22 protein-coding genes and 1 pseudogene are annotated in these 22,751 nt (G+C 64.9%); 15 read left to right on the top strand and 8 right to left on the bottom strand.

Annotated features, from left to right (window positions below):
* The first annotated feature begins 83 nt into the window (after positions 1 to 83).
* Both P5W98_RS16855 and P5W98_RS16850 read left to right on the top strand, forming a co-directional pair.
* Positions 84 to 1,397, top strand: a complete 1,314-nt coding sequence (locus P5W98_RS16855; protein WP_421027097.1) for a spinster family MFS transporter — start codon at positions 84 to 86, stop codon at positions 1,395 to 1,397.
* 185 nt (positions 1,398 to 1,582) lie between these two features.
* Positions 1,583 to 2,299 carry a GntR family transcriptional regulator gene (locus tag P5W98_RS16850; protein WP_421026871.1) on the top strand — a complete coding sequence of 239 codons (717 nt, stop codon included), beginning with the start codon at positions 1,583 to 1,585 and terminating at the stop codon, positions 2,297 to 2,299.
* Between the two features lie 93 nt (positions 2,300 to 2,392).
* Here P5W98_RS16850 and P5W98_RS16845 read toward each other — a convergent pair whose 3' ends face one another.
* The 7 genes from P5W98_RS16845 to P5W98_RS16815 form a co-directional block, all read right to left on the bottom strand.
* Entirely contained in the window at positions 2,393 to 3,718 is a 1,326-nt protein-coding gene (locus P5W98_RS16845) for a 3-hydroxyacyl-CoA dehydrogenase (protein WP_421026872.1), read from the bottom strand.
* Positions 3,719 to 3,725: 7 nt separating this feature from the next.
* Positions 3,726 to 4,508 carry a crotonase/enoyl-CoA hydratase family protein gene (locus tag P5W98_RS16840; protein WP_421026873.1) on the bottom strand — a complete coding sequence of 261 codons (783 nt, stop codon included), beginning with the start codon at positions 4,506 to 4,508 and terminating at the stop codon, positions 3,726 to 3,728.
* A gap of 66 nt (positions 4,509 to 4,574) precedes the next feature.
* On the bottom strand, positions 4,575 to 5,567 hold the full coding sequence (locus tag P5W98_RS16835) for a PDR/VanB family oxidoreductase (protein ID WP_421026874.1): 993 nt from the start codon (positions 5,565 to 5,567) through the stop codon (positions 4,575 to 4,577).
* Positions 5,568 to 5,578: 11 nt separating this feature from the next.
* The gene (locus P5W98_RS16830; protein WP_421026875.1) at positions 5,579 to 6,817 is read right to left on the bottom strand and encodes a Rieske 2Fe-2S domain-containing protein; all 1,239 of its coding nucleotides are present in this window, start codon (positions 6,815 to 6,817) and stop codon (positions 5,579 to 5,581) included.
* 26 nt (positions 6,818 to 6,843) lie between these two features.
* On the bottom strand, positions 6,844 to 7,845 hold the full coding sequence (locus P5W98_RS16825) for an amidohydrolase family protein (protein ID WP_421026876.1): 1,002 nt from the start codon (positions 7,843 to 7,845) through the stop codon (positions 6,844 to 6,846).
* Between the two features lie 63 nt (positions 7,846 to 7,908).
* The gene (locus P5W98_RS16820; RefSeq protein WP_421026877.1) at positions 7,909 to 8,286 is read right to left on the bottom strand and encodes a RidA family protein; all 378 of its coding nucleotides are present in this window, start codon (positions 8,284 to 8,286) and stop codon (positions 7,909 to 7,911) included.
* Between the two features lie 36 nt (positions 8,287 to 8,322).
* Positions 8,323 to 9,045, bottom strand: a complete 723-nt coding sequence (locus P5W98_RS16815; protein WP_421026878.1) for a GntR family transcriptional regulator — start codon at positions 9,043 to 9,045, stop codon at positions 8,323 to 8,325.
* A 312-nt stretch (positions 9,046 to 9,357) separates the two neighbouring features.
* Here P5W98_RS16815 and P5W98_RS16810 point away from each other — a divergent pair, with 312 nt between their 5' ends.
* The 13 genes and pseudogenes from P5W98_RS16810 to P5W98_RS16750 all read left to right on the top strand — a co-directional run.
* Positions 9,358 to 11,508 carry an acetate--CoA ligase family protein gene (locus tag P5W98_RS16810; RefSeq protein WP_421026879.1) on the top strand — a complete coding sequence of 717 codons (2,151 nt, stop codon included), beginning with the start codon at positions 9,358 to 9,360 and terminating at the stop codon, positions 11,506 to 11,508.
* Between the two features lie 26 nt (positions 11,509 to 11,534).
* Positions 11,535 to 12,728 (top strand): acyl-CoA dehydrogenase family protein, encoded by a 1,194-nt coding sequence (locus tag P5W98_RS16805; RefSeq protein ID WP_421026880.1) that lies wholly within the window; start codon positions 11,535 to 11,537, stop codon positions 12,726 to 12,728.
* A 15-nt stretch (positions 12,729 to 12,743) separates the two neighbouring features.
* Positions 12,744 to 13,892 (top strand): acyl-CoA dehydrogenase family protein, encoded by a 1,149-nt coding sequence (locus P5W98_RS16800; RefSeq protein WP_421026881.1) that lies wholly within the window; start codon positions 12,744 to 12,746, stop codon positions 13,890 to 13,892.
* Positions 13,889 to 15,052: a thiolase domain-containing protein gene (locus tag P5W98_RS16795; protein ID WP_421026882.1), complete on the top strand. Its 1,164-nt coding sequence runs from the start codon at positions 13,889 to 13,891 to the stop codon at positions 15,050 to 15,052. Before P5W98_RS16800 ends, P5W98_RS16795 begins: the two co-directional genes overlap by 4 nt.
* A gap of 2 nt (positions 15,053 to 15,054) precedes the next feature.
* Positions 15,055 to 15,504: a Zn-ribbon domain-containing OB-fold protein gene (locus P5W98_RS16790; RefSeq protein WP_421026883.1), complete on the top strand. Its 450-nt coding sequence runs from the start codon at positions 15,055 to 15,057 to the stop codon at positions 15,502 to 15,504.
* Positions 15,505 to 15,516: 12 nt separating this feature from the next.
* Positions 15,517 to 16,746, top strand: a complete 1,230-nt coding sequence (locus tag P5W98_RS16785) for a CaiB/BaiF CoA transferase family protein (RefSeq protein WP_421026884.1) — start codon at positions 15,517 to 15,519, stop codon at positions 16,744 to 16,746.
* Between the two features lie 34 nt (positions 16,747 to 16,780).
* On the top strand, positions 16,781 to 17,779 hold the full coding sequence (locus P5W98_RS16780) for a protocatechuate 3,4-dioxygenase (protein ID WP_421026885.1): 999 nt from the start codon (positions 16,781 to 16,783) through the stop codon (positions 17,777 to 17,779).
* Positions 17,780 to 17,855: 76 nt separating this feature from the next.
* Positions 17,856 to 18,509 (top strand): RraA family protein, encoded by a 654-nt coding sequence (locus tag P5W98_RS16775; RefSeq protein WP_421026886.1) that lies wholly within the window; start codon positions 17,856 to 17,858, stop codon positions 18,507 to 18,509.
* A 46-nt stretch (positions 18,510 to 18,555) separates the two neighbouring features.
* The gene (locus tag P5W98_RS16770; protein WP_421026887.1) at positions 18,556 to 19,215 is read left to right on the top strand and encodes an RraA family protein; all 660 of its coding nucleotides are present in this window, start codon (positions 18,556 to 18,558) and stop codon (positions 19,213 to 19,215) included.
* Positions 19,212 to 19,880 (top strand): 4-carboxy-4-hydroxy-2-oxoadipate aldolase/oxaloacetate decarboxylase, encoded by a 669-nt coding sequence (locus tag P5W98_RS16765; protein ID WP_421026888.1) that lies wholly within the window; start codon positions 19,212 to 19,214, stop codon positions 19,878 to 19,880. Before P5W98_RS16770 ends, P5W98_RS16765 begins: the two co-directional genes overlap by 4 nt.
* 7 nt (positions 19,881 to 19,887) lie before the next feature.
* On the top strand, positions 19,888 to 20,667 hold the full coding sequence (locus tag P5W98_RS16760) for an enoyl-CoA hydratase/isomerase family protein (protein WP_421026889.1): 780 nt from the start codon (positions 19,888 to 19,890) through the stop codon (positions 20,665 to 20,667).
* A 63-nt stretch (positions 20,668 to 20,730) separates the two neighbouring features.
* Positions 20,731 to 21,204: a PaaI family thioesterase gene (locus tag P5W98_RS16755; RefSeq protein ID WP_434718528.1), complete on the top strand. Its 474-nt coding sequence runs from the start codon at positions 20,731 to 20,733 to the stop codon at positions 21,202 to 21,204.
* Positions 21,186 to 21,275: pseudogene (locus P5W98_RS16750) on the top strand (IS6 family transposase); the annotation flags it as partial. The gene P5W98_RS16755 and the pseudogene P5W98_RS16750, both read left to right, overlap by 19 nt.
* Before the next feature lie 48 nt (positions 21,276 to 21,323).
* On the opposite strand, the gene pyk reads toward P5W98_RS16750, so the two are convergent.
* Positions 21,324 to 22,742: a pyruvate kinase gene (gene pyk, locus P5W98_RS16745; RefSeq protein ID WP_421026891.1), complete on the bottom strand. Its 1,419-nt coding sequence runs from the start codon at positions 22,740 to 22,742 to the stop codon at positions 21,324 to 21,326.
* Positions 22,743 to 22,751 lie beyond the last annotated feature (9 nt).

Raw genomic sequence — 22,751 nt, 5'->3', positions numbered from 1 at the left:
GAGACATCTAGATGAGAGAACTTACTGCCCAGGAAGTGAGTGCGAGGTCGGGCAGCGGCTGGTATCGCAGCTGGTTTTTGCTGGTGCTGGTGCTGATCTATGCGTCGAGCTTCGTTGATCGCATCATCGTGGCGGTCGTTGGGCAGGCCGTGAAGACCGAGATGAGCCTCAGCGATCTCCAGGTCGGCCTGCTCGGCGGCCTGGCTTTCTCCATTTTTTATTCGGTGCTCGGCCTGCCAATCGCGCGTCTGGCTGACAAATTCAACCGCGTCGTACTGATCTCGATCTCGATCATCGCCTGGTCGGCGATGACTGCGCTCTGCGGCACGGCAGGCGCCTTCTGGCAGCTGATGTTGTACCGCCTCGGCGTGGGGATCGGCGAAGCGGGCAGCACACCGACCTCGCATTCGCTGATCGCGGACCAGTTTGGACCGCGCCGCCGGGCAAGCGCGCTCGCGATCTATGCGCTGGGCCCGCCCATTGGCGTGCTGGCCGGCGCGCTTGGCGGCGGCTGGCTGGTGCAGCATCTCGGCTGGCGTCCGGTGTTCTATGTGGTGGGGCTGCCGGGTCTCGTGCTGGGTCTGCTGGCGTGGCTCACGCTGCGCGAGCCCAAGCGCGGCGGCGCTGATGGTGTTGCTGCCGATACGAGTACCAGTGCTCCACCGATGGGTCAGGTGTTCAAGCTGCTGATCTCCAGCCGCGCCTTCGTGCAGATGCTGCTCGGTACGGTGATCGGTGCATTTGCGCAGTACGGCATCAACCTGTTCATCCCGATGTATTTCATCCGCGCCTACGACATGAGCTTTGCTCAGGCCGGCCTGATTTTCGGTCTGGTGCTCGGCGTGGGCGGGATCATCGGCAATACTCTCGGCGGCGTGTCCGCGGACTGGGCCAGCGCCAAGGACCGCCGCTGGTATGCGCGGATCCCGGCGATCGGCACCGCGCTGGGTTTCCCGGCGCTGGCGCTGGCGTTTATCTCGAACCAGTGGCAGGTGAGCGTCGCTCTGCTATTCGTCGGTACGATCGCGCTCAACCTGTGGAACGGTCCGACCTTTGCCGTGGTGCAAAGCATTGTCGAGCCGCGCATGCGCGCTACCGCGTCGGCAATTGTCTTCCTGCTGATGAACCTGATTGGACAGGGCCTGGGTACGCCGGTGGTCGGTTTCCTGAGCGACCGTATTGCTTCGCACCTGTTCACGCAGGGCAATTTCCATGAGGTGTGCACTGTGCCGAAGGGGGTGCATGGTGCCGCGGCCACGTTGCAGGGTCCGCTCGCGATGGCCTGTCACGACGCCTCGGCTAATGGTGTGCGCTATGCCATGCTGGCGGTGACCGTGGTGCTGCTCTGGTCGGCCGTGCATTACTTCTGCGCGCAGCGTCATCTGAAGAACAGCTAAGCTTTCTCGGCGAGCATTGCCCGACGGCGTCGTGTCCAGGCACGACGCCGTTTTGCATGTTCGATCGGATGGCACTCAACATCTGGTATACCAATGGAGTATCATAGGAGTGCACGCTCGCGTGCGCATTATCTCGTTCAACTTCTCATGTTTGTGATTCTCATTCGATGAATCAGGTCCCGAAATTGAGCCGATCGGCCGAAATCAAGGCGCTTCTCGAAGCGGAAATCGAGCGCGGTGAACTGGTCCCGGGCGCGACGCTTGACGAGCGGGCGCTGGCGGCGCGCTTCAATGTGTCGCGCACGCCGATCCGCGAGGCGCTGCAGCAGCTCGCTGCCCAGCAGTACGTGCAGATCGTGCCGCGGCAGGGTGTATTCGTGAACAAAATGTCGGTGCCGCAGCTGCGTGACGTGCTCGAGCTGCTCAGCGAGCTGGAGATCGTGTCGGCGCGCCTGGCAGCGCGGCGCATGAATGACGCGCAGCGAGCAGCACTGCAAAAGGCCGTTGACCAGGGCGTGGCCGCATTGCAGGAAAATGATGCGCGAGGTTTCGCGCGCGCCAACTCGGCATTCCACGAAGTCATCTGCAATGCTTGCCATAACGATTACCTGGCCGATCAGATTCGCTCGATCCGCCGGTTGATTTCACGTTACAGGCCCAAGCCGTTTCTGGCGCCAAGCCGGCGCGAGAAGGCAATTGCCGATCACCAGAAGCTGGCGCAAGCGTTGCTGTCGGGCGACGAAGCCGCCGCCGGGGCGGCCATGGCTGAACATTCCCCGGGCGGCGATTCGGGCTTCTCGGAGTTCCTCGCCACGCTGCCGCCCGAATACTTCGCAGGCGCGCCCGCTTCGGGCCGCGATGACGCGGTTTCATCGACGGAACCTGTCTTCGAAGACGAGTGAGCGGCAGGCCCCAGGACGACAAAGCCCCCGCAAACGGGGAGGGCTTTAGCAGATGGGTGACGCCGGCTGCCCGGCGCACCCTTTACCGCGGGGTCAAAGATCGGCAAATCTGCCGTTGCTGGACGCGAGCTTCTCGAGCAGCGGCGCCGGCTTCCACCAGTAACCGTACTCTTCGTACAGACGCAAAACGTCCTGATAGATATTGGCGAGGCCGATCTGGTCGGCGTAGTACATCGGTCCGCCGCGCTTGGCGGGGAACCCGTAGCCGGTCACGTACACGATGTCGATATCGCTCGCGCGCAGCGCGATGCCTTGCTCGAGCAGCTTTGCGCCTTCGTTGATCATGCCGTACATGCAGCGCTTGATGATCTCGTCCGGTGAGATCGGGCGACGCGCGATCCCCATGCGCGCCGATTCCTCGACGATATATTGCTCGACTTCCGGATCGCGATGCGGCGTGCGCTCGCCCGCTTCATAGCGATACCAGCCCTTGCCGCTCTTCTGCCCGAGGCGCCCCCTCTCGACGAGCTTCATGATGAGATCGTTCCAGCGGCGGTCGTTTGCACGCGTGGCCATCTGCGCCTTGCGCGTCTGATAACCGACGTCGTTACCGGCCATGTCGTGCACCGCGAAGACGCCCATTGCGTAGCCGAAATCCTTGAGCGCGGCATCGACCTCGTGCGGCAGTGCGCCGTCTTCGACGAGAAAATGCGCTTCGCGGTTGTAATTGCGGAACAGCGCGTTGCCGATGAAGCCCGGATAGACGCGCGCATAGACTGACACCTTGCCCATGCGGCGGCCCAGTTCCATGAGCGTGGCCACGGCGTCGTCGGAGGTCTGGTCCGCACGCACGACTTCGAGCAGGCGCATCACGTGCGCAGGGCTGAAGAAGTGCGCGCCGACCACGTCTTGCGGGCGCTTCGTGACAGCCGCGATATCGTTGATGTCGAGGCCCGACGTATTGGTTGCAAGGATTGCGCCGGGCCTCGCGTGCAGGTCGAGCTCGCGGAAGATGCCTTGCTTGAGGCCGAGATCCTCGAACACGGCTTCGATGATGATGTCGGCGCCCTTGACGTCGGCAATCGAGGTCGAGCCCGTGATGAGCCCGAGGCGCTCGTCGCGCGTGGCAACGTCCAGCTTGCCGCGCTTGATGCTGCCGTCGTAGTTGTCGCGAATGCGCGCAAGACCGCGCGTGAGGCCATCGTCGTTGGCGTCGATCAGCGTGACCGGAATGCCGGCGGCGACGAGTGCCATGGCGATGCCGCCGCCCATCGTGCCGGCGCCGATCACGGCGGTGCGGCTGATGTCGCGCGGCTTGACGCCGGCGGGAACGGGGATCTGCGCAGCGGCTTGTTCGGCGGCTTTCACATGGGCCAGTGCCGCGGCTTCCTGCGGCGTGAGTTCTGCGGGGATACTCATGCAGGCTTTACTCCGGTTTGACGAGTTTGGCGTTACCGTCCACGAAATTCTGCAGACGGGCGGCGGTTTCGGGCGAACGCATCATGTTCGAACTCATGTACTCGAGGAACAGGCCGTCCTCGTGCGAGAGATCGTTGACACGCGGCAGCAGGTTCGTGATGCGCCAGTTGGTATCCGGCACGTTCTGCGCGATCTTCGCCGCGAGTTCCTTTGCCTTCTCGAGTGCGCCGCCTTCCGGTGTCAGGTAGGTGATGATGTGCTCGCGCTGGCCTTCCTCGGCGTTCAGCAGGCGGCCCGTGAGCATCATGTCGGCCATCAGGGTGTAGCCGACAACGCGCTGGATGCGAACCGTGCCGCCGCCGCCCACGAAGATGCCGCGCTGGCCCTCGGGCAGGCCGAAGAAGCAGGTCTTGTCGCCGACGCGTACATGAGCGGCGGTCGCCAGCTCAAGACCGCCGCCGACGACGGCCCCGTGCAGCGCTGCAACGAATGGAATCGGGCCGCGTGCGATGAGATCGAACACTTCGTGCCACGAGTGACGGCGGCGCTTTTTCGGTGGCGCGGCCTGCCCGGTGGCTCGCGACAGGGCCTCGCGCAGGTCGAGTCCGGCCGAGAAGTTTCCGCCATGGCCGTAGATGACACCGCACATGGCTTCGTCGCCGGCGCGGTTGACAGCGTCGCGCAACTGCGCAATCACGTCTTCGTTGATCGCATTGCGCTTGTCGGGACGATTCAGGCCGATCAACGCCACTGCGCCGTCGAGTTCATAGGTAACCAGAGTTTCGCTCATACGGCGCTCCGTTGGATATAAGTCCGATAATGGTCAGTCATGCTGATTGATGGGCTGAAAATGCAGTCACAGGTCGAGCACGAGGCGTTTGCTGTTGCAGCGCGAAACGCAGACCTGCATGACCTTGCCGGCGCGCTTGTCGGTGTCCGACAGGTAGGTGTCGCGATGGTCGACCTCGCCGCTGCAGACCTGGGTGGAGCACAGGCCGCAATAACCGGCGCGGCAGTCGTACATGACATCGACGCCGTTATCGAGCAATGTGTCGAGTACCGATTTGTCGGCCGGCACGCTCAGTACCTTGCCGGAGGACTTCAGCTCGACCTCGAAGGCGGTGTCGCCCTCCTGCGGTGCGGCTTCGCTAAAAAGTTCGTAATGGAGGTCGCACTCGTGCCAGCCGCGATGGCGTGCAGCGGCGAGTACCGCGTCGATCATGCCGGCCGGCCCGCACACGTAGATCGGCTGATTGACTTGCGCGTCATCGAGTAGCGTGTCGATCGACAGGCGCGTGGTGCCCTCGTCATCGGCATGCACTACGAGGCGCTTGCCCGCGAAGGCGCGCAGTTCTTCGACGAACGGCAGCGCGTCGCGCGTGCGCCCCGAAAAATGCAGCGTGTAGTCGCGGTTCTGCGCGCTCAGTTCCGCTGCCATGGCCGCCATCGGCGTGATGCCGATGCCGCCGGCAATCAGGATGACTGAAGGCGGCGCGGCGAGCGGGAAGTGGTTGACGGGTGAGCGCACCGTGAGCGTGGTGCCGGTCCGCAGCGTGTGCATGAAGCGCGAACCGCCGCGACCCTCGTCCTCGCGCCGGATGCCGAGACGGTAGGCGTGCACGCCAGAGCGCGTATCTTGCTGCGGATCCGTGTTGATCAGCGAATACGAACGCCACTGCGCGACGCCGCTGTCAGCGGCCGGAATCTCAACCTGGATATGCGCGCCCGGCTCGAAGCCCGGCAGCAACGCGCCGTCCTCGGCCTCGAGCGTGAAGGACTTGATCAGCGAGGTGGGCGCGTCAACCGACGCGATACGCAGCTTGAGAGTAGGTGCGAGCATGGTGGTCATGGCAATGGCTCTTACTGTGTATCGGTCAGGGTGCGCCAGTCGTCGCCTGCCTGCAGCACGCCGCCGAACGAGACGGCCTTCGAGTAATCGAGTTGCGGGCTGTCGGCTAGCGTCGGCGTCTTGCCGGCCATGAACTCGCGCACGGCCTTCAGCAGCAGCGCACGCACGCGCAGCACGGCACCGTCGGCCGAGCAAAGTTGCTCCTGGGTGCGGTCGTAGATCGGGCCTTGGCCGAGGAACATCGCGAAGTCTTCCGTGCCGAGGTGCTGATAAAAGCCGGTCGCGTGACCGCGTTTCATCAGGTCGCGGTTCTGGCCGAACGCTTGCTCGCGCGGGCCCGGCGGCAGCGGCGGGAAGTTCCAGACGTCCGGTGTGGCCGACATGATGGTCATGCCGAGCGGACGGTGCGGGTTGTACTGGATGAACCACGCGCGGTGCGTGAGGTCATCGACCGGTGTCGAGAAGAACACCGTCGTCGGGCCCTTCGCGTCGGGCGGGCAGATGATGCCGTACCAGGGCATCACGAAGTTGTTCACGCGCGCATAGACCTTCTCGTCCGGCATGTCGCGCAGGGCCGCGTAGCGATAGCCGTACGGGCGATCCTCGAATTCGAAGCGCGGCGCGAGCGCTTTCGTCATGATCATGCGTTCGTTGCCGCCGCCCGCGGTAATCTGCGTGGTCGACTCGTGCAGCACGCCGACGTGCGACGAATCCATCGAGGCCTCGACCGCCTGCACCCAGTTCGTCGGCACTTCGACGCTCGTCACCGAGCGGTGTTCGGGCGCGAGGTCCATGAACGGCAGTTCCGGAAACGGCGGCAGGGTTTCGCCCTTGCCGAGCCACACCCAGACCACGCCGCCGCGTTCCATGACGCGATACTGGCTCGTCTTCACGCGTTTGCAGAACTGCTCCTGGTCGCCGACCTGGTTCGGCGCCTCGACCACGGCCCCCGATGCATCGACTTTCCAGCCGTGGAAGATGCAGCGCAGGCCGTTGTTTTCGTTGCGCGCCATCATCAGCGAAGTGCGGCGGTGCGGGCACAGTTCGTCGACGACGCCGACATGGCCGTCGGTGGCGCGGAACGCCACGTAGCTGCTGCCGAGCAGGCGCACCAGCACCGGCGCGCCGTCCGCTTCCAGCGTGGCCGAGGGCACGGCGGGCATCCAGTAATGCTGGCGGATCATCTCGCCCATCGGCGCGCCGTTCTCGACGCGCGTGAGCAGTTCGTTGTCTTCGCGGCTCATTGCCATGATGAGTACTCCTCGCGTTGCGCGCGTCAGGACTTGTAGTTACGGAACGCACGTGTGTACACGCGCGTGCAGTTGCATTCGAAGATGTTCTTGCGCTGCGCTTCGGTCAGCCATTCGATGCTCTCGATCACCGGTTTCATATCGTCGTAGTCTCGGCCCAGGACCGGATCTCGCGCGCTGCCGGTGCCAGGCTTCTCGGTGCCGAACATGACGTTGTCCGTGCCGGCGACCTTGAGCAGCAGTTCGATCGAATCCTTCGAGTAGTTGCAGGTGTCGAAGTAGAGCTTCTTCAACTGATCGTCGAACGACACGGGGCTGTTGCGGCGTGCCGCCCACGCACGGAAACGGCCCATCTGGTAGGGGATGGCGCCGCCGCCGTGCGCGACCACGATCTTCAGGCTCGGATACTTCTCGAATACTTTCGATTCGAGCAGCGAAATGACGGCGATGTTCTCTTCGTTGATGAACTTCAGCGTGTACGACTCGCGCGGGTTGCAACTGCCGGCCGAGTGGATCAGCGCGGGCACGTCGAGTTCGGTCATCGCGTCATACAGCGGGTACCAGAACGGGTCGCCAAGGCCAGCCGGGGCCGGGCCTTCGCCTTCGGTCGGGTCCGGGTTCAGCAGGGTGCCCACGAAGCCGAGTTCGTTGACGCAGCGCTTGAGTTCGGCGACGCAGTGCTCGGCCGGCGACTCGTTCATGAATTGCGGCAGGCCGGCCACGCCACGGAAGCGGTCCGGGAACATGTCGACGAAGCGCTTGATCAGGTCGTTGCAGTGACGCGTCCAAAGTTGAGTCACGCGCGACGGCTTGATGGAGTGCATCTGCAGGTACGGGCGCGGCGAGATGAACTGCACGTCGGTGCCGACTGCATCCATGCTGCGCACGAGTTCCTCGGCCTGCTGGCGCACCGACTCGTCCGGGATGTTCGGGTTGGCCGACGGGTTCGCGCGGCCGCCGACCAGCTCCGCCATGTAGCGGAAGCTTTGCGGTGGCATGACGACGTGGGCGTGGGAATCGATGATCATGGTTGAGCCTCAGTTCGGTTCGGAGTGTTAAGTTCGGCGGTGAGCCAAAAGGGCTTGCGGCGCTTACGCGATCACCGCAAGGGTTTCGAGCTGGATGACCATGCCGTGCTGCAGGTCGTACACGGTCACATGGCGTGCCGGGCGATGCGCGGCATCGGGCCACAAGGCAAGCCACTGCGCGTCGATGTATTCGCGCACCGAGTCGTCCTTGACGTAGACAGCGAGTTTCACCACGTGGTCCAGCGCGGCCCCGCCTGCCGCGAGGAAGCGCCTGACGTTCTCGAACGCGAGACGCACCTGTTCTGCCGGGGTCTCGGCGAGCTTGCCGGTGGCGGGATCCTTGCCGGCGATCGCCGACGAGCACAGCACGTTGCCGATTCGCGAACCGACCGGAATCGGTACCTTGTGCGCGAGGCCTGGAACGTCGATGGATTGGGGCATGTCTCCTCCGTGGATTCGTTGAGATGGCACGGCGTGTCAGTCTTCGCCGGGATCGAAGAAGTGGCGCGGCACGGCCGCGAGGAATTCGGAGAAACCGGTGGTGCCGGCCGGGACGTGCTTCATCATGGCTTCGGCTGCCTGGGCTTCGTGGCCGTCCTGGATGGCGCGCGCGATTTCGAAGTGCTCCTGCAGCGAACGCGTGATCTGGCTGCGGTTGCGCAGGTCTGCCACGCGATAACGTGCCGAACGGCGGCGAGCGGTGCGGATCTGAGCGGCCAGGTACTGGTTGCGACTGCCTTCGTAAATCAGCTCGTGAAACTGCGTATTGGCTAGCGCATACTGGGACGCATCCCCCGCCACGGCGGCCTGCTGGCAAACCACCAGCATCTGGTCCAGCTGTTCGCGCAGCTCGTCGCTGGCGCGGCGCGCTGCGAAACGGGCACACAGTGCCTCGAGTTCGCCGATGTATTCCAGCATGGCGCGCACCTTGGCAATCGACAGTCGCGCCACCGTGATGCCCTGACGCGGCGAAACCACCACCAGCTCGCGCGCGACCAGATGCTGAAGCGCCTCGCGTACCGGCGTGCGAGACACATTGAAGCGGGCGGCCAGCGCACGCTCGTCGATCGGTGCGCCCGGGGCGAGTTCACCCAGCTCGATAGCGGCCTCCAGGGTGGCGCGAATATCGCTCGCGCGACTGGCACTACTGCGCGCGGGAGTTTCGCTGCGCTTAAGAGTGGGGTCGGCTGCAAGTTTCATTGAGGCGTGGCTGCACAGGTGTTTCGGGTGATAAAAATATACCACAAGCGTTTCATGGCATTCAATTAAGGGTTTGCATTGACGCTCGAGCCGTGCCGCTCCGCACGCTGGGAAAAGACTGAAAAACTATTATTATTCAATGTGATGTGAGAGTTTATCAGGGCTTTTGAGGCGGCTTATAGGGGAAATACCAGGGGTAGTTTTGTATGTCTGGTGTGTTGAAACAGGCGTCAGTGTATGCCAGAATCCGTACAACTACAGCGGTTCTGGTATGCCAGAGCCGGGTTCAGTCAACATCACAGGTCAGATCAGATGAGCAAAAGCCTTTTAGATGTAGCCGGCGTGCAGCCTGTCGAGCGTGTGCTCAAGCCGAAGTCGATTGCGATCGTCGGGGCATCCGCCGACCCGCGTGCTTTCGGTAACTTCGTGCTGCAGAACCTCGAGCGTTTCGGTTACGCGGGCGATATCCACCTCGTGTCGCGCAGCAGCCAGGAAATCAACGGCCGTGCCTGCGTGGACAGCGTCGAGGCGCTGCCTCAAGGCATCGATCTGGCGGTCCTGTGCATTCCGGAGTCCGGCGTGCTCGATACGGTGCGCACGCTCGGCAGGCTGAAGGCCGGCGCCGCCGTGATCTTCGCTTCGGGCTATGCCGAGGCCGGCGACGAAGGTCGCGCGAAGCAGGAGGCGCTCGCACGCGTCGCCGCGGAAGGCGGCGTCGCGTTGATCGGCCCGAATTGCATGGGTTTCACGAACTTCGAGGCCGGTGTGCCAGTGACCTTCGAAGCCGTGGCACCGTACCCGGGCGGCGGCCGCCGCGGCGTGGGTGTGGTGGCGCAAAGCGGTGCGATGGCCGCGAACCTGCGCGACGCCTTTATGGGCCGTGGCCAGCCGATGACGGCAACGGTCTCCACCGGTAACGAGGCAAGCCTCGGTATCGAAGACTATTTGGCATGGTTCATCGCCGATCCGCAAACGAGTGCAATAGCGGTCTACGCTGAACAGATCCGCCGTCCGCAGACGTTCCTGCAACTGGCACGCGAAGCGCGCGCCGCCGGCAAGCCGATCGTGATGCTGATGCCGGGCAAGAGCGCGCGTGCCCGTGAGGCCGCGCAGTCGCACACCGGCGCACTGGCCGGCGACCATGCGAGCGCGAGCGTGCTGCTGGCGCGTGAAGGCGTGGTGGTGGTCGATTCGCTGGACGAGCTATTCGACACCACGACGATCCTCGCGCGCTTCCCGGTGCCGCCGGCGGCCGGCACGGCCGTCATGACGGCTTCCGGCGCGGTCAAGAACATCACGCTCGATTTCGCCGAGGACATCGGCCTGACGCTGCCGCGCCTGACCGACCCGACCCTCCAGAAACTGACCGGGCTGCTGCCCGACTACGCCGTGGCCGACAATCCGCTCGACTACACGACGATCGGCGTGCGCAACCCGGGACTGATCGGCGAGCTGATCGACGCGGTGCTGGCCGATCCGAACATCGGCTCGCTGGTGCTCTCGATCATGGGCGGCCCGTCGATCGCACAGCGCGACAAGGCCGACCACCTCGTGCCAGCGCTTGCGCGCGCAACCAAGCCCGCGGTGCTCACGGTGATGGGCGACAACAACAAGCTCGAAGACTTCTTCACGGAAGCGATTGCCGCGAGCGGCGTGCCGTTGTTCCGTTCGCCGGACCGCGCCCTGCGTGCCTGCGCCCGCGTGGCCGCGTACGGCGAATCGCTGGCGCGCGCCGCACGTGCCCGCACCGATGCGCCGAAGGCCATCCCGCTGCCGGGCGCCGTGCCGCCGAACGGCATCTTCGCTGAATACCAGGGCAAGGGCTGGCTCGCTTCGGCAGGCCTGCCGGTGCCGAAGGGCGGCCTCGCGAGGTCGTTCGACGAAGCACTCAGGATCGCTGACGAAATCGGCTACCCGGTGGTGCTCAAGGCCCAGTCGAGCGAACTGCCGCACAAGAGCGACGTGGGTGGCGTGGTGGTCGGCCTCGCCGACGCAACGGCGTTGCGCACCGGCTGGGACAAACTGCACGCGAGCGTGAAGTCGCACCGTCCTGAACTGGTGCTCGACGGCACGCTGGTCGAGGCGATGGGCCCGCGCGGACTGGAACTCGTGGTAGGTGCCAGGCGTGACGCCGACTGGGGGCCGGTCGTGCTGGTCGGTCTTGGCGGCATCTTCATCGAAGTCCTGAAGGACGTGCGCCTCGTGCCCGCCGACATGGCAGAACAGGACATCGTCGTCGAACTGGGTCGACTCAAGGCCGCGGCGATGCTCGACGGCGTGCGCGGCGCGGCAGGCGTGGACACGAAGGCGGTGGCGAAGGCCGTGGCGGCGATCGCCGACCAGATGCGTGCCAACCCCGAAATCACGGAAATCGACGTCAACCCGCTGGTCGCCTATCCGGACCGCGTTCTGGCGCTCGACGCCCTTGTGATCTGCGGCGCCCAGGGCCCAGCCCATCACTGAGCCCCGGGTCAGAGGAGACATATCGAATGAAACTGGAATTCTCTGCCGAGGACCAGGCATTTCGCGCCGAAGTGCGCGAATTCGTGAAGCAGAACCTGTCGCCGCGCCTGAAGCGCAAGGCCGAACTCGGCCTGCGTATCGAGCGTGAAGATTACGTCGAGTGGTACACAAAACTCTACGAGAAGGGCTGGATCGCGCCGTCATGGAAGAAGGAAGATGGCGGTCCGGGCTGGACGCACGTGCAGCGCTACATCTTCGATGAGGAAACGTTGCTCGGCGGTGCGCCGCGCATCGTGGCGAGCGGCATCAACATGCTTGGCCCCGTGCTGAATACCTTTGGCACACCTGAGCAAAAAGCGAGGTACATCCCGAAGATCCTGCGCAGCGAAACCTGGTGGGCGCAAGGATTCTCGGAGCCGGGCGCGGGCTCGGACCTCGCCGCAGTGCGCACGACGGCAGTGCTTGCCACGGACGATGAAGGCGAGCATTTCGTCGTGAACGGCCACAAGGTCTGGACCTCCTATGCTCACTGGTGCGACATGATGTTCGCACTCGTGCGCACCGATCCGGCAGCAAAGCCTCAGGAAGGCATTTCGTTCCTGCTGATCGACATGCATGCGCCGGGGGTGGAAGTCCGCCCGATCAGGATGCTCGAAGGCGGCGCCGACCTCAACGAGGTCTACCTCGACAACGTGCGCGTGCCGAAGGAAAACCTCGTCGGTGAACTGAACAAGGGCTGGACCTACGGGAAGTACCTGCTCGGCCATGAGCGTACCGGCATCGCCGGTATCGGTTCGTGCAAGCAGCAACTCGCGCGCGCCCGGCACCTCGCAAAGCAGCAGGGCCTCGAAAACGATCCGCTCCTGCAGGCGCGGATCAGCCGCTTCGAGATCGAACTGATGGCCCTCGAATTCACTGGCCTGCGCATGCTGAGCGCGAATCAGGCGAGCCGCGTGCCGTCGGTCGAGGCACCGATGCTCAAGGTACGCGGGACCGAGTTGCGCCAGGGCATCTATGCACTCCTGACTGAAATCGCCGGCCCGTTCAGCGTGCCGTTCGACGAGCAGGCCATGCTCGATGTGGCCGGCTACGAAGGTCCGAGCCCGGACGAACTGATCGCGGTAGCGGCGAACTATTTCGACGCGCGCAAGGTGTCGATCTACGGCGGCACAAACGAAGTGCAGCGCAATCTGATCAGCCGCGCGTTCTTCAATGCTTGAGGCGGAAAAAAGAACATGGATTTTTCTCTGACTGAAGATCACGTCACGCTGCAGGATGCCGTGCGCCGCTTCTGCGAAGGCGAATATCCCGCACACCAGCGTGGCAACGCCGAGGACAAGGAGCTCGCCGCAAAGCGCCGCCAGGGTCTTGCCGAAATGGGCATTACCGGCCTCGTGATCGATTCCGGTCATGGCGGCGGCGGCTATGGCGCGGTGGAAACCATGCTGGTCGCGCAGCAGCTCGGCCGTGCGCTGGGCGGTGCGGGCTGGCTCGCGAGCGGCCTGCCGGCCGCGGCGCTGATCGGCTCGGCCGGCAGCGAGGAGCAGAAGGCGAGGTGGCTCGAAGCCGCGGCAACCGGCGAGAAGGTGCTGGCGCTCGCCGTCAGCGAAGCCGACGCGCGTTACGACATCACGCGGCTGGCCGTGCCTGCCGCCGAAACCGGTGACGGCTGGAAAATCACGGGCACCAAGATCATCGTGTTCGACGCCGCGACCGCCGATGCCTTCGTGGTGGCGGCGCGTACCTCGGGCCAGCGTGGCGACAGGCAAGGCCTGTCGCTCTTCCTCGTGGATGCGAAAGCCGCGGGCGTCAGCCTGCGCAACTTCGAGACGATCGATGCGCGCGAAGCCGCTCACGTCACATTCGACAACGTGGTCGTGAGCAAGGCCGATCTGATCGGCGCCGCCGGTGCGGCCCACGACCTTATCGACGCCGCACTCGACCGCGCGAACGCTGCGCTGGTGGCGGAATCGGTCGGCGCGCTCGAGGCATTGCTCGAACACACGGCCGAACACCTGACGACCCGTACGCAGTTCGGCGCGCCGCTCGCGAAATTCCAGTCGCTGCAGCACCGCGTGGCCGACATGCTGATCTCGCTCGAACAGAGCAAGTCGATGGCCTGCGCCGCCGCGATGGCCGTGGACGAGAACGATCCCGAACGCCGCCGCCGCTTCGTGTCGGCTGCGAAGGCGTACGTCGGCGATGCGTGCCGCACGGCTGGCGAATGGGGCATCCAGCTGCACGGCGGCATGGGCATGACCGAAGAGTGCCGCGTCGGCCACTACGCGAAACGCATGTTCGCGATCAACATGACCTACGGCGACGCGACATGGCATCTGCAGCGCTTCACGGCGCAGCGTCTCGCACAGGAGAAAGCTGAATGAGCTTGAACGGAGCAGCCTATATCGTCGGCGCCTACGAGCATCCGACGCGCAAGGCCAACGATCTTTCGGTGCTGCGTCTGCACGCCGACGTCGCGAAGGGCGCGCTCGAGGATGCGGGCCTGACGAAGGACGACATCGACGGCTACTTCTGCGCCGGTGACGCACCCGGCCTCGGCACCACGACGGTCGCCGAATATCTGGGCCTCGAGCTGCGCCATGTCGATTCGACCGAGTGCGGCGGGTCCGCGCCGATCCTGCACGTCGCGCACGCCGCTGAAGCGATCAAGGCCGGCCGCTGCAACGTGGCGCTGATCACGCTCGCGGGCCGTCCGCGTGCCGCGGGCGCCGCGCTGTCGCTGAAGGCGCCGGATCCCGACGCGCCCGAAGTGCAGTTCGAGCTGCCCTTCGGCCCTGCCACGCAGAACCTGTACGGCATGGTTGCGAAACGGCACATGTACGAGTTCGGCACCACGAGCGAGCAGCTCGCGTGGATCAAGGTGGCGGCGTCGCACCACGCGCAGCACAACCCGAACGCGATGCTGCGCAATGTCGTGACTGTCGAGGATGTCGTCAATTCGCCGATGGTCGCCGATCCGCTGCACCGCCTCGACTGCTGCGTGATGAGCGATGGCGGCGGCGCGCTGATCGTCGCGCGCCCGGAAATCGCGAAGCAGCTCAAGCGCCCGCTCGTCAAGGTGCGTGGTACGGGTGAAGCACCCAAGCATGCGGCAGGCGGCAAGATCGATCTCACATGGTCGGCGGCGGAATGGTCGGGTGCGGCTGCGTTCGCCGAGGCTGACCTCACGCCCCAGGACATCCGGTATGCGTCGTTGTACGACAGCTTCACGATCACGGTGCTGATGCAGCTCGAAGATCTCGGTTTCTGCAAAAAGGGCGAGGGCGGCAGGTTCGTGATGGATGGCAACCTGATCTCCGGCGTTGGCAAGCTGCCGTTCAACACCGATGGCGGTGGATTGTGCAACAACCATCCGGCCAACCGCGGCGGCGTCACCAAGGTGATCGAAGCCGTGCGCCAGCTGCGCGGCGAGGCGCATCCCGCCGTGCAGGTGAAGAACTGCGATATCGCGCTTGCGAATGGGATCGGCGGCGCGCTCGCGTCGCGTCATACCGCGGGCACGCTGATCCTGGAACGGGAGTAACCATGAGCACGAATCAAGCGATGGCTGGTGCAAGCGCTCCGGACGCCAAACCGGCTACGAAGCCAATCGGCCCGCGCCGCATTCCCGCGCCGCGCGTGCTGCCCGAGGCAATGCCGTTCTGGGAGGCGGCCAAAGACGGGCGTCTGCTCGTGAAGCGCTGCGAGGACTGCGGCGAGACGCACTACTACCCGCGCGACATCTGCCCGCACTGTATGAGCGCGAATACGGAGTGGCTCGATACGAAGGGCCTGGGCACGGTCTATTCGTTCAGCACGATGGGCAAGGACGAGGCGCGTTACACGCTGGCCTTCGTGAGCCTCGACGAGGGCGTGACGATGTTGACCAACCTCGTCGATTGCGACCCGGCCGCGGTGTCGATCGGCCAGCGCGTCAAGGTGGTGTTCAAGCCCAGCGAGGGCGCTTATCCGGTGCCGATGTTCGCGCCGATTTGAAGGAGATTGAGCATGTCTGCGGATTTCAAGCAACAGCATGGCTGGCACGATGCGAAGAAGGGGCCGCTGTCGCGCTTCACGATCCTCGATGCCTCGCGCGTGCGCGCGGGCCCTGCGGCCATGCGCGTGTTCGCGGATATGGGCGCGCGCGTGATCAAGCTGGAGATCCCGCCTGGGGCGCCAGGCGGTGACGACATGATCGGCGGGCGTGACCACAATCGCGCCGACTACGAGAACCTGCATCGCAACAAGGAAAGCCTGACGCTGAACATGAAGGACCCAGCCGGTCTCGCGATCCTGCAAGAACTCGTCAAGCGTGCCGACGTGTTTATCGAGAACTTCCGCCCGGACGTCAAGGAGCGCCTCGGCATTGGCTATGAAGCGCTGCGCGCCGTCAATCCGCGTATCGTGTACGCGAGCATCTCGGGCTTCGGCCAGGATGGCCCGTATGCGAAGTGGCCGGGTTTCGACTCGATCGCGCAGGGCATGGGCGGCCTCATGAGCCTGACCGGCAAGCCGGGCGAAGGCCCGATGCGCGTTGGCATTCCGCTTGCCGACCTGTGCGCGGGGCACTTCTGCGCCCAGGCGATCCTGGTCGCGCTGCTGGAGCGCGAAGTGTCGGGCGAAGGCCAATGGGTGCAGACCTCGCTGCTCGAGGCACAGATCGCGATGCTCGACTTCCAGGCCGCGCAATGGCTGGTGGACCGGAAGGTGCCGGAGCAGGTCGGCAACGAGCATCCGCTCACGGTGCCGACCGGCGTGTTCCCGACGAAGGATGGCTACCTGAACCTGGCCGCAATCGGCAATTCGATGTTTGCGCGCCTGTGCGAGGCGCTCGGCCTGCAGCACCTCATTGGCCAGCCCGGCTACGAATCGGACCCGGCGCGCGTAGAAAACCGCGATGCGGTCAACAAGACGGTGGGCGAGGTGTTCCTCACGCGCACCACGCGCGAGTGGACCGAGTTGCTGATCAAGGTCGGCGTGCCGTGCGGCCCGATCTACCAGGTCAACGAAGTATTCGACGATCCTCAGGTCAAGCATCTTGGCATCGCCTGGCCCGCCAACGTGCCGGGCAGGGGCGAAGTTTCGTTCGTTGGCACGCCGTTCCGTCTTTCACGATACCCGCGCGCCGAGACACCGCGCCTGGCCCCTGAGCAAGGCGAGCATACGCAGGCGATTCTGAACGAACTGGGTTATACGAATCAGCAGATTGAGCAGTGGCGCTCGGCCTTCGTGGTCTGACGCACCTTAATGGAAGGCATGGGAGAGAGACGAAATGGCACGACTGGTCGCCGGATTCGGTTCATCGCACAGCATCATGCTGGTTTGCCAGCGCGAGGACTGGCAGCACGGTTTCAAGCAGGTCGATCCGAAGAATCCGCATTACTTCGATCGACTCGGCAACCCCACGACCTATGAAGCGCTGCTCAAGATCGCGCCGCCGGATGCCGAGGCGATGGTGACGTCCGGGAAGATGGGCGAGCGTTACGATCAGGCCGAAGCGGCCATGGACGAATTGCGCGAGCGTATCCGCGCGGCGAAGCTCGACGTGCTGCTCGTGGTCGGCGATGACCAGACGGAGCTCTTTCGCACCACCAACAATCCGGCCTTCGCGATCTACTACGGCGAGACGATCCGCAACGCAAAGCGCGTGTCGAGCCCGAACGAAAGCTGGTACGCGAAGGCACGCACGATGCGCCAGGAGCCGGATGCCGACGTGCACTATCCGGTCAAGGCCGACATGGCCCGGTGGCTGATCCGCGAACTGTGCAACCGCGATTTCGACATTGCGGCAATGGACGGTCTCGAGCGCGACCAGTACGAGGGCCACGCGTTCTCGTTCATTCATCGGCGCTACCTGCAGGATATCGACCTGCCGGTGATTCCGGTCATCGTCAACACCTTTGATCCGCCGAACCAGCCCACGCCGCGCCGTTGCATCCAGCTCGGCCGCGCGCTGCGCGAGCTCATCGAGTCCTATCCGGAAGATCTGCGCGTGGGCGTGCTCGCGTCGGGAGGCCTCTCGCACTTCGTGGTGGACGAGGAGCTCGACAACGACATCATCGACGCGATCCGCCGCAAGGACAGCGACTGGCTGGCCGGGCTCGATCCGAAGCAGCTGCAGGCCGGCAGCTCGGAAATCCGCAACTGGATCATCGGCGTCGAGGCGCTCAAGGCGCTCGATCTCGAATGGGTCCGCTATGTGCCCGGCTACCGCACGGCGGCCCTGACCGGCACGGGCCTCGCGTTCGCGGCCTGGCGCACACTCGACTGAATGCGGTAGTCCCTTCCGCGTGGGGCGGGACGCATGCATGACACTTCACGTTTCTATCAGGAAAGCACAACACATCATGGCTGACCAAAACGTACAGCGCCTGCGCCGGCTCGATTGCTGCGCCGTGTCGGACGCACTCGACAAACTCAAGCTGAACGGCGTGGTGAGCGGTCTGCCGCAACGCGCCGGCTCGGGCCGCATCGCGGGCCGCGCGATCACGGTCAAGCTCGGCACGGGCGAAGCGCCCCCGGGACCGCCCGTGCACCTCGGCTGCACCGCGGTGGAGCAGGCCGATGCCGAGAGCGTGATCGTCGTCGAGCAGAAGAGCGGCGTGGAAGCGGGTTGCTGGGGCGGCTTGCTGTCGCTCGCCGCCAGGGTGCGCGGCGTGGCGGGCGTGGTGGCCGACGGCCCGGTGCGCGATATCGATGAGGCCATTGGCTACGAGCTGCCGGTGTTCAGCCGCGCGACCACGGCCCGGACCGCGCGTGCGCGCGTGGTCGAGAAGGGCACCAATGTGCCGGTGCAGATCGGCGATGTGACGGTGAACGCGGGCGACTACGTGGTGGCCGACAACAGCGCGGTGATCTTCATTCGCGCCGCCGACATCGAAGCCGTGCTCGAGACCGCCGAAATGATCGTCAACAAGGAAGCCGCAATGGCCAAGGCGATTCTGGCCGGCATGCCGGTCGGCCAGGTGATGGGCGGCAGCTACGAGCACATGCTCAAGTAAGCGCTAGCCTCCGGACATATTCAGCAAACACGCAGGAATCCGAACCATGACGAACCATGACAAGAATGTCGAGCGTGCAGCGAAGCTCGATACCGCGACGCTCTCCGACGCCCTCGACAAGCTCGGTATCGCCGGCCAGTGTTACAAGATCAAGCCCAGAAGCACCGGGTTCCGCACCGCGGGCCGTGCGTTCACGATCAAGTACGGCCCGGCCGCGAACCCGCCGGGCACCGTCGGCGACTTCATCGACGACGTGCCGGTCGGCAGCATGATCGTGCTCGACAACAACGGCCGTGAGGATGCCACGGTGTGGGGCGACATCATGACAGAGATCGCGCACCGCCGCGGCATCGCCGGCACCGTGATCAACGGCGTGTGCCGCGACGTTGCGCTGTGCCTGAAGCTTGGCTATCCGGTCTTCAGCCGCGATCACTGGATGCGCACCGGCAAGGATCGCGTGCAGGTGGAGGCGACGAACGTGCCCGTCAATATCGGCGACGCGCGCGTGCAACCCGGCGATATTCTGCGCGGCGATGCCGACGGTGTCATCGCGATCCCGAAAGAGCACGAAGACGCGGTGCTCGACGTGGCCGAAACCATTCATCGTGCCGAGGAAGCGATTCGCGAAGCGTGCCGCGGCGGGATGCGTCTGGATGAAGCGCGCAAGCAGTTCAAGTACCACCAGTTGCAGACGCGGGAGCAATGACGATGAAAGAACACAATCCGGCCACTACGGTACGCACGACGTTCGAGCGCGTGGAGACGAGCGTCGTCGAAGCCGCGCGCAGGCTGCCCGCGGCAACGCTGCACGAGGCGGGCGGCAAGATCGGCGCGTTGCCCTGGTCCATCAAGCCCATCGCGCCCCGGTTCAGGATTTGCGGCACCGCCATCACGGTGCATTCGCCGGGCGGCGACAACCTCTGGCTGCATCGTGCGCTCGTGCTCGCGCAGCCCGGCGACGTGCTCGTGGTGTACACCAATGGCGTCTACGAGCACGGCTATTGGGGCGAGGTCATGACGACGGCCGCCAGGGAGCGTGGACTGGCCGGCCTTGTGATCGACGGCGGCGTGCGCGATGCCGACCTGCTCGAGGAGATCGGCTTTCCGGTGTTCGCACGGGGCCTGTCGATCCGGGGCACGGGCAAGGACTATGGCGCGATCGGCTGGATCAACGAACCGGTGATGATCGGCAACGTCACGATCAGCGCGGGCGATCTGATCGTCGGCGACCGCGATGGCGTGGTTGCGATTCCGCGCGCGCGCGCCTCGGACGTGGTGGAGAAGGCTGTAAAGCGCGAAGCGGACGAGGCTGCCATCTGCAAGCGCATCGAAGCGGGCGAGACCACCATGCAGATCTACGACTTTCACTGAGCCGACGATGACCTCGAAACCTGCCGCACATTCGCCCGGCCTGGCGCCGTCACTCGACGTCGCCGGCGCGATCGCGACCATCACGCTGCGCCGTCCGGATATGGCGAACCGGCTCGAACTGGAAGATCTGGAGACCTTGGGGGGCTTCATTCGCGACGTCAACGCGCGACGCGAGGTGCTCGTGCTGCGACTGTGCGCGCAAGGGCGGCACTTTTGCGCAGGCTTCAACATCGGCAGCGTGGCCGACGGCAATGCGGGCGCGAGCTTCGAGGAACTCGCAAACGAGCTGGAGCGTGCACGTCCGGTGACGATCGCGGCGATCAACGGGGGCGTCTACGGTGGCGCGACTGATCTCGCGCTTGCCTGCGATTTTCGCATCGGCGTGGAGCCGACCCAGATGTTCGTGCCGGCCGCGCGGCTTGGCTTGCTGTTCTATCGCGGCGGCTTGCAGCGATATGTGTCGCGGCTCGGGTTGAATGTGGCGAAGAAGCTGCTGCTCACGGCCGCTACGTTCGACGCGGCGCAGATGCTGGCGTGTGGCTTCCTCGACACGGTCGTGGCGCCGGAGGCGCTGCATCAGGAAGTGGAGCGCCTGAGCGGCGAGCTGGCCGGCATGGCGCCGCTTGCGCTGCTCGGCATGAAGAAACATCTGAACCGCATCGCCAGCGGTACGTTCGACGAAAGCGAGTTTCGGCGCGACGTTTCCCAGTCGGATGCGTCGCATGACTTGCGCGAAGGTGCGCTCGCGTGGAAAGAAAAGCGCAAGCCCGCGTTCCGCGGCGCATAGAGCCGGATTCGATGAAGCGCGACAGCGGCTGCACAGGCGCTTCGAGATGGAGAGAGGCAATCAATGGAAATCGATCACAACCGGGTTCACGAACGGCTCTTCGGCCCGGAGGGGGCGCCGCCACCGGTGACGCAAGCGCTTGGCGGCAGGGTTGCCTCGCTGAGCGATAGGGCGCTCGAGTCCGAGTATGTCGGCGCGCCGGCGTTCCTGAATCCGGCCGGTCACATACAGGGTGGCATTCTGTCCGCGATGCTTGACGACGTGACTGCGTTGCTCGTTGTGTCCACCCTCAGTGAGGGTGAGCAGTGCGCCACCCTGAGTCTGAATACGTCGTTCTTGCGGCCGGCCAAGGTGGGCAAGCTGCTTGGACGCTCGACGCTCGACGCTCGTTCGCCGGGGGCGCGGCGTGTGCAACGTGTCCGGCGAGCTGTGGCAGGACGACAAGCTCGTGGCGACGGCATCGGCGGTGTGCGCGATCGTGCAGCACGACGAATCAAGGTAACTGCGCGCCGCAAGCCGGGCAGCACTTCGCACTGAAACGACATTGGCTTCTCGCTTGCCTTTATCGCCAACACCTCGCGGCCCGGTTCGTCGCGTGGCGCGAATTTGCCCGGGATGTCGATGCATGGATTGCGTTGACATCCCGGGCATGGCGCTCAGACCTTGGCTATATGGAGGAAGTTGGTCGTGCCGACCACACCAAAAGGCATCCCGGAGGCGATGACGACGAAACTGCCCGCCTGCGCGAAGGCTTCGCGTCGAGCGATCGCGCAGGCTTTGTCCACCATGTCAGGCACGTCGCTGATGCTTTCGTCGGCGTTCACGGGATGCACGCCCCAGACGAGCGCCATACGGCGCGCGGTGGCGAGTTCCGGAGTGATGCTCAGCACCGGCACCGCCGGCCGCTCCCGGGCTGCGCGCAGGCTGGTGTAACCCGATCGCGTGTAGGTGGCTATCGCCGCCACCGGCAGCAGCTTCGCGGTCTGCTGGAGGGCCAGGCAGATCGCGTCAGCGACAGCGGCCTGCGGCGCGGTGTGAGATGCGTCGATCGCGCTGCGATAGTCCGGATCGGATTCCACCTCGGCGATGATGCGGTCCATCATCGCCACCGCCTCGCGCGGGTATTTGCCGGAGGCGGACTCGGCCGACAGCATCACGGCGTCCGCGCCGTCGTACACGGCGTTGGCCACGTCCGAGGCTTCGGCCCGAGTCGGAACCGGCGCGGCGATCATCGATTCGAGCATCTGGGTCGCAACGACGACCGGCTTGCCGGCGGCCCGGCAGGCTCTGACGATCTGCTTCTGGATCCGCGGCACTTGTTCGGCCGGCAGTTCGACCCCCAGGTCGCCGCGCGCGACCATGATCGCATCCGCCGCATCGACGATCGCATCGAGCGAGTCGATCGCGGCCGGCTTCTCCAGTTTGGCCAGCACGGCTGCGCGCCCCTGGACGATCGCCTTGACCTCGTGCACGTCCTCGGCTCTTTGCACAAACGACAGCGCGACCCAATCGACGCCCAGTGTCAGGCCGAACTCGAGGTCGGCGCGATCCTTGGGTGTCATGGCCGGAATGGGCAGCAGCACCGAGGGCACGTTCACACCCTTGCGATCCGATATCGTGCCGCCGGTGATGACCTGCGTGTCGGCGAAGTCCGGTCCGAAGCGCAGTACCTTCAGGCGCACCTTGCCGTCGTCGACCAGCAATTCCGTGCCGGTTTCGAGTGCCGCGAAGATTTCCGGATGGAGCAGCGGCGCACGCGTGGCGTCGCCCGGGGTGGGGTCCAAATCGACGCGAAACGCCGCTCCGGCTTGCAGCGTGACCGGACCATCGGCGAGCGTGCCGATGCGCAGCTTCGGGCCCTGCAGATCGAGCAGCACAGCGATGGGCCGCCCCGTATCGCGCTCGACACGGCGGATGATCTCCATGCGCTCCTGATGTTGCGCATGCGTGCCATGGCTGAAGTTGAGCCGGAACACGTCGGCGCCGGCATCGAACAGGGCGCGCACGGTGCTCAGGTCGGAACTCGATGGTCCCAGTGTGGCGACGATCTTGGCATTACGTTTTCGACGCGTCATGTTCGCTCC

It is taken from the genome of Paraburkholderia sp. A1BS-2L (genome assembly GCF_051125205.1).
In the GTDB taxonomy this organism is placed as follows: domain Bacteria; phylum Pseudomonadota; class Gammaproteobacteria; order Burkholderiales; family Burkholderiaceae; genus Paraburkholderia.
The sequence above is the reverse complement of the archived record's forward strand: the minus strand, read 5'-3'. Positions and strand labels throughout refer to the sequence as shown.